General features: G+C 68.9%; 10 protein-coding genes. 7 read left to right on the top strand and 3 right to left on the bottom strand.

Annotated elements, in window-relative coordinates:
• Positions 1–409: 409 nt before the first annotated feature.
• From glk to zwf, 3 genes are read right to left on the bottom strand one after another with little or no spacing between them, the layout of a single operon-like run.
• Positions 410–1,438, bottom strand: a complete 1,029-nt coding sequence (gene glk, locus RMO12_RS01260) for a glucokinase (RefSeq protein WP_309637910.1) — start codon at positions 1,436–1,438, stop codon at positions 410–412.
• Positions 1,438–2,235, bottom strand: coding sequence for a 6-phosphogluconolactonase (gene pgl / locus RMO12_RS01265; protein WP_309637911.1), 798 nt, complete (start codon positions 2,233–2,235; stop codon positions 1,438–1,440). Before pgl ends, glk begins: the two co-directional genes overlap by 1 nt.
• 47 nt (positions 2,236–2,282) lie before the next feature.
• A complete protein-coding gene (gene zwf, locus RMO12_RS01270) occupies positions 2,283–3,776 on the bottom strand; it encodes a glucose-6-phosphate dehydrogenase (RefSeq protein WP_309637912.1) in 1,494 nt (497 codons plus the stop codon).
• A 158-nt stretch (positions 3,777–3,934) separates the two neighbouring features.
• Between zwf and edd the strand changes: the two genes are divergently transcribed.
• The 7 genes from edd (at position 3,935) to RMO12_RS01305 (ending at position 11,017) form a co-directional block, all read left to right on the top strand.
• On the top strand, positions 3,935–5,758 hold the full coding sequence (gene edd, locus RMO12_RS01275) for a phosphogluconate dehydratase (RefSeq protein ID WP_309637913.1): 1,824 nt from the start codon (positions 3,935–3,937) through the stop codon (positions 5,756–5,758).
• A 92-nt stretch (positions 5,759–5,850) separates the two neighbouring features.
• Complete coding sequence (locus RMO12_RS01280) at positions 5,851–6,480, top strand: bifunctional 4-hydroxy-2-oxoglutarate aldolase/2-dehydro-3-deoxy-phosphogluconate aldolase (protein WP_309637914.1); 630 nt, start codon at positions 5,851–5,853, stop codon at positions 6,478–6,480.
• Between the two features lie 63 nt (positions 6,481–6,543).
• Entirely contained in the window at positions 6,544–6,837 is a 294-nt protein-coding gene (locus RMO12_RS01285; RefSeq protein WP_309624474.1) for a DUF1330 domain-containing protein, read from the top strand.
• A gap of 203 nt (positions 6,838–7,040) precedes the next feature.
• Positions 7,041–8,321 carry a divalent metal cation transporter gene (locus tag RMO12_RS01290; protein WP_309637915.1) on the top strand — a complete coding sequence of 427 codons (1,281 nt, stop codon included), beginning with the start codon at positions 7,041–7,043 and terminating at the stop codon, positions 8,319–8,321.
• A 113-nt stretch (positions 8,322–8,434) separates the two neighbouring features.
• Positions 8,435–9,037 carry a DUF1345 domain-containing protein gene (locus RMO12_RS01295; protein WP_309637916.1) on the top strand — a complete coding sequence of 201 codons (603 nt, stop codon included), beginning with the start codon at positions 8,435–8,437 and terminating at the stop codon, positions 9,035–9,037.
• A gap of 143 nt (positions 9,038–9,180) precedes the next feature.
• Positions 9,181–10,179, top strand: coding sequence for an aldo/keto reductase (locus RMO12_RS01300; RefSeq protein ID WP_309637917.1), 999 nt, complete (start codon positions 9,181–9,183; stop codon positions 10,177–10,179).
• 73 nt (positions 10,180–10,252) lie between these two features.
• Positions 10,253–11,017 carry a ParA family protein gene (locus tag RMO12_RS01305; protein ID WP_309637918.1) on the top strand — a complete coding sequence of 255 codons (765 nt, stop codon included), beginning with the start codon at positions 10,253–10,255 and terminating at the stop codon, positions 11,015–11,017.
• Positions 11,018–11,036 lie beyond the last annotated feature (19 nt).

Below are 11,036 nucleotides of genomic sequence, written 5' to 3' on the forward strand. Positions count from 1 at the left end.
CTGGCGCGCCAGCTCGGCCGAGCGTTGAAGTCGCGTGACGGCGCAGCCGGCCGTGGCGAGCAGGGCAAGGCTTGCGGCAATCGCGACCGCAGTAGTGACTAAGGGGCGTTTCATAAGACAAGTGCGGTGGTCGGCGCTGCAAGTGGGGCAAGCGCAGTGCCCGGAGCACCGCGCGCTAAAGTGCGTGCCATGCGCCGCGCGTCGGCGCTGGCGGCCGTGGTGAGCTTCGGTTTCGTGATGTGGGGCGAACCGGCCTGCGGCGGGCGCCTGTATGTGCCCTCTGGGCCCAACGACACGTGCTGCATCGACCCGGCCCGTGCTGGCCCGGTAGCGGCCGCGCAGCTCGAGTCCGCGGCCAAGACGGCTGAGCACCCGCTCGGGGGCAGCACGGCAGATGCGTGGGGCTTCCTTACCTCAGGCTTTGCGCGGCGCCGTCGAGTGCGGCATGCGGCGCCACGATCAGCCCGGTGGCGATGCGTGACAGGTAGACGGCGAAGCGACCCTTGGCTTCAAAGCGTGCGCGAAACCGCGAAGCGGCGAGCGTGGGCCCCAGCTTTTGCGCGATGCCGCCTGCCAAGAACACGCCGCCACGGGCGCCGAGTGTGAGCGCCGCATTGCCGGCAAAGCCGCCGAGCATGGCGCAGAAGGTGTCGAGCGTGGCGATGCAGGCGGCGTCGTGCTGCACCAGCGCGCGCTGGCTGATCGCTGTGGCGCCGAGCGACTCGACCGGCAGGCCCTGCACGCGGCACACCGCGCGGTGCAGATGAGGCAGGCCGATGCCCGAAAGCACGTGCTCGGCCGACACATGGCCCAGCTCGGCGCGCAACACGCCGAGCAGCTCGCTCTCGAAATCATCGGCCGGCGCCAGCGTGGCGTGGCCGCCCTCGCCAGGCAGCGCGATGAAGCCTGCGCTGCCCTCATCCTGCGGCGCGATCAATCCCGCGCCGCGCGACGCGGCCGGCACGCACGCGGCCACGCCCAGGCCGGTGCCGGGGCCGACCACCGCCATGGTGTGGCGGCGGTCGGGTCGCGCCGGGCCGATCCACTGCACCGCGTCGACCGCGTCGGCATTGGCCAGCCGCGGCAGCGCGAGCGCCAGCGCCTCGAAGTCGTTGAGCAGCACGACCTCCGCTGCTCCCAGCGCCTGCGCCACCGCGGCGCGCGAGACGCGCCAGGCACTGTTGGTCATCTGCACGCTGTCGCCGTCGATCGCGGTGGCTAGCGCCAGCGCCACGCGGGCGGGCCGCACGCGGTCAAGGCCCGGCGCTGCCAGCTGTTGCAGGTAGGCCAGCGCCGCCGCCTCGGGCGAGGCGAAGTCGGCGCACCTGAAGGAGCGGACCTCGCCCACGTCACCGCCCGTCTCGCGCACCAGCCCGAAGCGCGCGTTGGTGCCGCCAATGTCGGCCACCAGCCAGGGCAGCAGCGACGCGTTCGTCATCAGCGGCACCAGATGAATTCGACCGGCTGCCGCGCGTGCCGCGCCAGCGCCTGCACCGGCGAAGGCAGCGGCCAGTGGCCGAGCGCGGCGCGCTCGAAGGCGTCGCGCTTGGCCAGGCCGGTGGCGACGATGAGGATGCGACGGCTGTCGAGCAGTGCGGCCAGCGTGAGCGACAGGCGCGGCAGCGCCGGCTCGACGCCGGCCGGCGGCACGACGGTGCAGCACAGCGCCGGGTTGGCCGGGTCGAGCGCGGCCTCGATGCCCGCCGCACCGGGGAACAGCGACGCGAGGTGGCTGTCGGCACCCATGCCGAGCAGCACCAGGTCGAAGGGCCGCGCCAAGGTCTGCAGGCGCTCGGTGGCGGCGGCAATCAGGTGTTGGGCGGTGCCCTCGGCAATGCTGCCGACAAGGCCGCCCGCGGCGTCATGCCCGCGGTCGCTTGCGCTGTCGCTTTCGATGACCAGCGGCACGAACCGCGCCGCGGCGGCGCGGCCTTGCAGCAGTTGTTCGCGCACCAGGCGCTGGTTGCTGTCGGCGTGGTCGGCGGCGACCAGGCGCTCGTCGCTGAGGGTGATCTGAACGCGCTGCCAGGGCAGGTCGAGCGCGGCGATCTGCGGGTAGTACGCGCGTGCGGTGCTGCCGCCGGTCACCACCAGCGAAGCCTCGCCGCGCTGCTGGACCGCGGCGAGAACCGCGTCGCGCAGGCTGGCCGTCACCGCCTGCACCAGCGCGGCCTTCGAGTCGCAGATGCGCAGGCTCAAGGTGCCGGGCAAGAGGTGATCAAGCTCGGAGCTCATGGCGACGGAGGGCCAGAACGCGCACTGCAAGTGAGGGCATGCCGAGATCATTCTTCTTCATGCCACGCGCACCCATTGCGCCCGACCAGCGCGCTCGACCCTGCCGGTCCCCAGGTGCCGGCGGTGTAGCCGCGCGGCGCTTCGGTCATCGCGTCCCAGCCGTTGCGGATGGGCTCGATCCAGGCCCAGGCGGCCTCGAGCTCGTCGCGCCGCACGAACAGCGCCAGCCGTCCGCGCACCACGTCCATCAGGAGGCGCTCGTAGGCGTCGAGCCGGCGCACTTCCTGGCTGTCGCGCAGCGCCAGGTTAAGCAGCTTGGGCGTGAGCCGCATGCTGTCGCCCGGCGTCTTGGTGTTGATCTCCAGCGCCAGGCCGTCGTCGGGCTGCAGCCGGATCACCAGCTGGTTGTGGCCGGGCGTGCCGCTGGCCGATTCGAAGATCGAATGCGGCACCGGCCGGAAGTTGATGACGATCTCGGCCAGCCGGTCCTGCATGCGCTTGCCGGTGCGCAGGTAGAAGGGAACGCCGGCCCAGCGCCAGTTGTCGATCTCGGCCCTGAGCGCCACGAAGGTCTCGGTGTGGCTGGTCGGCGCAATGCCGTCTTCCTGCAGATAGCCCGCCACCGGCAGCCCGTCGACCGCGCCGGGGCGGTACTGGCCGCGCACCGTCTTGTGCCGCACGTCGCCCGGCGCATAAGGGCGCAGCGAGCGCAGCACCTGCAACTTGGCGTCGCGCACCGCGTCGGCGTCGATCGAAGCCGGCGGCTCCATCGCCACGATGCACAGGCACTGCAGCAAGTGGTTCTGCGCCATGTCGCGCAGCGCCCCGGTGTTGTCGTAGAACTCGCCGCGCGTGCCCACGCCGACTTCTTCGGCAATGGTGATCTGCACGTCGTTGATGTAGGAGCGCGACCATAAGGGCTCGAGCAGCGTGTTGCCAAAGCGCAGCGCGAGCAGGTTCTGCACCATCTCCTTGCCGAGGTAATGATCGATGCGGTAGGTCTGTTCCTCGGCAAAGATCTCGGCCACCGCGTCGTTGATGGTGCGCGAGGAGGCGAGGTCGCGGCCGAGCGGCTTCTCGAGCACCACGCGTGCGCTGGCGTTCACGAGACCGGCGCCTTGCAGATGGCGGCAGATGGGAATGAAGAGCGACGGCGTGGTGGCGAGGTAGAAGACGCGCGGCACGGCCTCGTCCTTGCTTAGCAACGGCGCCAGCGCGGCAAAGTCTTCGGGGCGGCTTGCGTCGATGGCGGCGTAGCGCACCTGCGCCAGCAGCCGCTCCCACAGCGCGGCATCGAAATCCTCCGGCGCGAGGTGCTGCGGCACCTCGCGCGTGAGCAAGGCGCGGTAGTCGGCTTCGCTGAGCGGATGGCGCGCCGCGCCGATGATGTTGGCGCCGGCCAGGCCGCCGTCGCGCATGCCGTAGAACAGCGCGGGCAAGAGCTTTCTCAGCGCCAGGTCGCCGGTGCCGCCGAACAGCACCAGGTCGAAGCGAGCGTGCTTGGCCTTGTCCTGGGCGCCGTTGTTGCTGTGTTCGCGCATCCTCGCCTCGCGTCATGCCCGGTGCGCCGCAACAGGCGGCCGTGGAGCGATCGGCTCATCGTAGCAACAGGGTGATGCCGCAGCGGCGAGCGGGGCCACCACCGACGGCCACTACACTGAATTCGAGCGGGTACTGCGGCCCGCAGGAGATCGATGAGATGAGCCTGCACCCCGAGGTCGCCCGCGTGACGGCGCGTGTGCGCGAGCGCAGCGCGGCGGGCCGTCGGGCCTATCTCGAGCGCATCCGTGCGGCACGCCTGGAAGGGCCGGCGCGCATGGGCGTCTCCTGCACGAACCTGGCCCATGCCATGGCCGCGTCGCCCGCCGACGACAAGCTCGCGATCCGCCAACAGCGCGTGCCCAACATCGCCATCGTCTCGGCCTACAACGACATGTTGTCGGCGCACCAACCGCTCGAGAAGTATCCGGAGATCATCAAGCGCGCCGCGCGCGAGGTCGGCTGCACGGCGCAGTTCGCGGGGGGCGTGCCGGCCATGTGCGATGGCGTCACGCAAGGCCGCCCGGGCATGGAGCTGTCGCTGTGGTCGCGCGACATCATTGCGCAGTCGACCGCCATCGCGCTCAGTCACGCCGTGTTCGACGCCGCGCTGATGCTGGGCGTGTGCGACAAGATCGTGCCGGGCCTCTTGATCGGCGCGCTGGCGTTCGGCCATCTGCCGGTCATCTTCGTGCCCGCCGGTCCCATGACCAGCGGCCTGCCCAACTTCGAGAAGGCCAAGATGCGCGAGCTGTACGCGCAAGGCAAGGCCGACCGCGGGCAACTGCTGCAAGCCGAAATGGCTTCGTACCACGATGCCGGCACCTGCACCTTCTACGGCACCGCCAACAGCAACCAGATGCTCATGGAGGTGATGGGCCTGCACCTGCCGGGCAGCGCCTTCGTCAACCCCGGCACCCCGCTGCGCGACGCGCTCACGGCAGCAGCGGCGCGGCGCGTGTGCGGCCTCACCGCACTGGGCGCCGACTACACGCCCGTCGGCGAGATCGTCGACGAGCGCGCCATCGTCAACGCCATCGTCGGCCTGCTCGCCACCGGTGGCTCGACCAACCACACGCTGCACCTGGTGGCCATTGCGCGCACGGCGGGCATCGCCATCGACTGGAGCGATTTCGACGCGCTGTCGGCGGTGACGCCGCTGCTCACCCGCATGTACCCCAACGGCCAGGCCGACGTGAACCACTTCCACGCGGCCGGCGGCATGGGCCTCTTGATCCGCGAACTGCTCGACGCCGGCTTGCTGCACGAAGACGTGTACACGGTGATGGGCCAGGGCCTTCGCCACTACGCGAGCGAGCCCTGGCTGCCCGAAGGCGGCACGCAACTGGCGTGGCGCGCGCCACCGGCAGCGCCGGCCGACCAGGACGTGCTGCGCACCGCGGCCGAGCCCTTCGACACGCATGCCGGCGTGCGGCTGTTGCAGGGCAACCTGGGGCGCGCGATCTTCAAGGTGTCGGCAGTCAAGCCCGAGCACCGCAGCGTCACCGCGCCGGTGCGCGTGTTCGAGGGGCAAGACCAGGTGATCGCCGCCTTCAAGGCCGGCGAACTGGCGCGCGACGTGATCGTGGTGGTGCGCTTCCAGGGCCCGCGCGCCAACGGCATGCCCGAGCTGCACCACCTCACGCCCAGCCTGGGCGTGCTGCAGGACCAGGGTCACCGTGTCGCGCTGGTGACCGACGGGCGCATGTCGGGCGCGTCGGGCAAGGTGCCGGCCGCCATCCATGTGTCGCCCGAAGCGGTGGCCGGCGGGCCGCTCGGCAAGCTGCGCGACGGCGACGTGGTGCGCCTGGACGGCGAGGCCGGCGTGCTGGAGGCACTGGTCGATGCGGCCGAATGGTCGCGGCGCGAAGCGGCGCTGCCGGCGCCCGGTGCCGGTGACCACGGCTACGGCCGCGAACTGTTTGCCAGCCACCGGCATGGGTGCGCCGGCGCGGAAGAGGGCGCGGTGAGCTGGGCGGCGTGAGGGCGCCGGCAAGTCTTTCTTGGATTGGCTCTGAAGGAGCCATTACTCTTCGGCGGTGAGGGGCGCAACGCGTGAACGAACGAAAGCAAGCCATGAACATCGACCCCATCCTCGACGCCGGCCCGGTCATTCCGGTCATCCTGATCAAGCACATTGAAGATGCGCTGCCGCTGGCGCGGGCCTTGGTGCGCGGCGGCCTGCGGGTGCTGGAGGTGACCTTGCGAACGCCGGCCGCGCTCGATGCCATTCGCGCCATGCGCGCGGTCGAAGGCGCAATCGTCGGTGCCGGCACCGTGCTCGGCCAGGCGCAATACGACGCCGCCATCGAGGCCGGCGCGCAGTTCGTGGTGTCGCCGGGCCTGACCGATGCACTCGTGGCGCTCGCCGCCGCGCGAGGCGAGGTGCCGCTGCTGCCCGGCGTGGCCACCGCCAGCGAGGTGATGCGCGCCCGCGAAGTCGGCTACACGCGGCTCAAGTTCTTCCCCGCCGAATCGAGCGGCGGCGTGGCCACGCTCGAGGGCTTTGCGAGCGTGTTCCCCGACGTGCGCTTCTGCCCCACCGGCGGCATCAGCTCCGACAGCGCCACGCGCTACCTGGCACTTGCCAACGTGGCCTGCGTCGGCGGCTCCTGGCCGATGCCGGACGAAGCCATGGCGCAGCGCGACTGGGGCCGCATCGAGCGCCTGGCCAGCGCGACGGCGGCGTTGCGGCGCGCGCGCTGATCGGCTGATCGGCGGCGCCATAAAATCCAATCTCATCCACTCACCCACCGAGACTGAATCGCCATGACAAAAGCCTACTGGATCACCTGCTACCGCTCCGTCTCCAACCCCGACGCCGTGGCCGCCTACGTCAAGCTCGCGGCGCCCGCCATCACGGCCGGCGGCGGTCGCTTTCTGGCGCGAGGCATCGATCCGCTGGTCTATGAAGACGGCCGCAAGGAGCGCACCGTGCTGATCGAGTTCGACAGCGTCGAGCAGGCGGTGGCGCTGCACGACAGCCCGGCCTACCAGGCGGCGCTGGCCGCGCTCGGCGACGGCGCGGTGCGCGACATGCGGATCATCGAGGGCGCGGCCTGAGGGGTGCCCACTGGGCGCCCGAAGCCTCGAGGTTTCCGCCATCGGATCCGGGTCTGGATGGGCGAGCCGGCAAAGGCTCAGCCACGGTCTGAACTGCTTGCCCGAGAGTCGGCGCATGGCGGCTGCTGGCCGATCGCTTGCGAAAGCTGTGCGTATTCGATCGTTTCGGCCCCCATAAGATCGGGCCCGGGAAGGGCCGCGGCTTGAACGATACAAACGCCAAGAAAAACCATCACGTCGGCGTGCGCAAACGACTTCGCCAACTCGGGCCGGGGCTGATCACCGGCGCGGCCGACGACGACCCGAGCGGCATCGCCACCTACTCGCAGGCCGGCGCCCAGTTCGGGTTCTCGATGCTGTGGACCGTGGTGTTCACGCTGCCGCTGATGGCAGCGATCCAGATCGTCAGTGCGCGCATCGGCTATGTCACGCGGCGAGGGCTGGCCGCCAACATCAAGGCCAGCTTCCCGCGCTGGGTGGTGCTTGCCGTGGTCGGCATGCTGCTCGTGGCCAACACGCTCAACCTGTCCGCCGACATCGCCGCCATGGCCGAGGCCCTGCGCCTGCTGGTCGGTGGCTCGGCGCATGTTTACGCGGTGACCTTCGGGCTCCTGTGCCTGGTGTTGCAGATCTTCTTGCCATACCAGACCTACGTGCGCTGGCTCAAGTGGCTGACGCTTGCCCTGCTGGCCTATGTCGCGGTGGTCTTCACGCTGCACCTGGACTGGTGGCAGGTCGCCCGTGAAGTCGTGCGGCCGCGCCTGTCCGCAGGTCATGAGGTGCTGCTGATGGTGGTGGCCGTGTTCGGCACCACGATCAGTCCCTACCTTTTCTTTTGGCAAGCCGCACAGGAGATGGAAGACACGCACGCGAACGAGCACGTGCCACACACGCCGGCCGAGGTACGGCACCACCTGCGACGCATCAAGGCCGACACGATCGTCGGCATGACCTTCTCCAACCTGATCGCCTTCTTCATCATCTTGAGCACGGCGGCCACGCTGCACGCGGCCGGCGTGACCGACATCCAGACCTCGGCGCAAGCCGCCGAGGCGTTGCGGCCATTGGCCGGCGACCTGACCTTCGTGCTCTTCACCCTGGGCATCGTCGGCACCGGCCTGCTGGCGGTGCCGGTGCTCGCCGGCTCGGCCGCCTACGCCGTGGCCGAAGCCGCGGGGTGGCAGGGCAGCTTGAGCCTGCGCCTGGACAAGGGCGAAGGGCGCGGCTTCTACGGCGTGATCGCCGCTGCCACGGTCGGCGGGGTGATCCTGTGCTTCACGCCGACCGACCCGGTCAAGGAGCTGTTCTGGTCGGCGGTGCTGAACGGCGTGATCGCGGTGCCGATCATGGCCGTGATGATGCTGCTGGCGACCCGGCGCGACACCATGGGCGACCACGTGATCGGCGCACGGTTGCGCTGGCTGGGATGGATCGCCACCGCAGTGATGGCAGTGACGGTCGTCGCCATGTTCGCGACCATCTGAGAGTTACCCATTGAGCGCTCGCGCGTCGTCACGACGCCATTCAACCGAGAACTGAAGAACTGATGAGACGCTTCGTTGCTCACCTCCGCGCCCGTCCCAGGCTGATGATTTCGATGCTGGTCGGAAGCGCCGCATTGGTGCTCTTGCCCGGCACGCACCACCTGGTCACCCGAGGTCTCTTCGGTTGGAATATTGCGGTGTGGCTCTACCTGGTGCTGGTCGGCTGGATGATGCTGCGTGCCGATCACGCCCGACTTCGTCGCGTCGCATTGGCGCAGGCCGAAGGGGCGGCCACCGTGCTCACCATGGTGAGCCTCGCGTCGCTTTTCAGCCTGGTCGGCATCGTGGTCGAGCTGTCTGCGGCCAAAGTGCCAGGCGCGCCGCATGCGCTGCCGCATGTGGCGTTTGCGCTCGCGACCGTCGTTGGCTCATGGCTGCTCGTGCCGACCATGTTCGCCTTGACTTACGCGAGCTTGTATTACCGCACGTCCGTCGGCAGGGGCTTGCAGTTTCCTCATGTCGAAGACAGTTTCACGCCGGACTACGGAGACTTTCTCTACTTCTCGTTCACCATCGCGGTGGCCTCGCAGACGGCGGACGTCAACGTATCGACTCAAGCCATGCGGCGACTGGTCCTGCTGCAATCGGTGCTGTCGTTCGGGTTCAACACGGCCATCCTGGCCTTCACCATCAACATCGCGGCGAGCATGTTTTGAGCGAACGCCCCGCGGGCGTTCGCCGAGATCGCACGGCGACGGCGCGCTGCGAGGTACGCGTATCGTGGAGGGCGCGGCTCGGGACGAGTGGCCAGGCCCGTCGATTGCCGCGCCTTACCCGTCGCAACACAAGGAGCAAGCCCATGATTACCGCCATTCCCCGCCGCCAACTCGGCGCCCAAGGTCTCCAGGTTTCCGCCATCGGCCTGGGCTGCATGGGTATGTCGGACTTTTACGGACCGGCCGACGACCAGGTCTCGCTGAAGGTGCTCAACCGCGCCATCGACATCGGTGTGAATTTTCTCGATACCGCCGACATGTACGGCATGGGCAGCAACGAGCGCTTGTTGGCGCAGGTGCTGAAGACCCGCCGTAGCGAGGTGGTGCTTGCCACCAAGTTCGGCCACGTGCGCGGCCCCGACGGCGCTGTCCTGCGCATCGATGGCAGCCCCGAATACGTGAAGAGCGCCTGCGAGGCCAGCCTGCAGCGACTGGGCGTGGACCACATCGACCTCTACTACCAGCACCGCGTCGACCGCAAGGTGCCGATCGAAGAAACCGTCGGCGCGATGGCCGAGCTGGTGAAGGCCGGCAAGGTGCGGCATCTGGGCCTCTCGGAGGCATCGGCCTCGACCGTGCGCCGCGCCGCGAAGGTCCACCCGATCGCGGCATTGCAAAGCGAGTACTCGCTGTGGAGCCGCGATGTCGAGCAGGAGGTGCTGCCCGTCTGCGAAGAACTCGGCATCGGTCTGGTGGCCTACAGCCCGCTGGGCCGTGGTTTTTTGACCGGCGACATCAAGAGCGTCAACGAGCTCGACCCCGGCGACTACCGCCGCCAGAACCCACGCTTTCAGGCGGACAACCTGCCCGCCAATCTGGCGTTGGTGGAAGCCCTCAAGGAGATCGCCAAGGCGCGCGGGTGTACGGCGGCGCAGCTCGCGCTGGCGTGGTTGCTGCATCGCAGCCCGCATGTCGTGCCGATTCCGGGCACGCGCAGCATTGCGCGGCTCGAGGAGAACGCAGCGGCTGCGGCCATCGCGCTCACGGCTGTCGAAGAACGAAAGATCGCCGACGTGTTGTCCGAGAGAACGGTGGCCGGGACGCGCTACCCGTCGGCCGGCATGGCGAACGTGAACGTCTGAGCGCGCGCCGGCGCGGCAGGGCGGTGGGTGCTGCAATGCACAATGCCGGTTTTTCAGCAGCATCGGAACCGCTATGCGACGCGTTGTTTTCAACCAGAAGGGTGGCGTCGGCAAGTCAACCATCACCTGCAATCTGGCGGCCATCGCGGCGCATCAGGGGCAGCGCACGCTGGTGGTTGACCTGGATCGGCAGGGCAATTCCAGCCGCTACCTGCTCGGCGACGCAGCCGACGAAACGACGCCCGGCGCCGCCGAGTTCTTCGAGACGACGCTGAAGTTCAGCGTGCGGGCGCCGAAGACCGCTGACTTCATCGTCCAGACGCCCTGGGAGAACCTGCACCTCATGCCGGCCAGCCCGGTGCTCGACGAGCTGCACGGCAAACTGGAGAGTCGCTACAAGATCTACAAGCTGCGCGATGCGCTGGTGGAACTGGAAGGCGACTACGACGCGGTCTGGATCGACACCCCGCCAGCGCTGAACTTCTATACCCGCTCGGCGCTGATCGCGGCGCAGAGCTGCTTGATCCCGTTCGACTGCGACGACTTCTCGCGCCGCGCGCTGTACAGCCTGCTGGAGAGCGTCAAGGAGATCCAGGCCGACCACAACGCGGCACTGGTGGTCGAGGGCATCGTGGTCAACCAGTTCCAACCGAGAGCCAGCCTGCCTCAGCGCACGGTGCAGGAACTAATAGCCGAGGGCTTGCCGGTGCGCCAGCCCTACCTGAGCGCCAGCGTGAAGATCAAGGAGTCGCACGAGATGTCGCGCCCGATGATCCACCTCGACCCGCGCCACAAGCTGACGCAGGAATTCGTCGCGCTGTACGAAACGCTCGACTGATTTCGCGCGGATTGAGCAG

Source organism: Methylibium sp., assembly GCF_031393925.1.
Taxonomy (GTDB): Bacteria; Pseudomonadota; Gammaproteobacteria; order Burkholderiales; family Burkholderiaceae_C; genus Methylibium.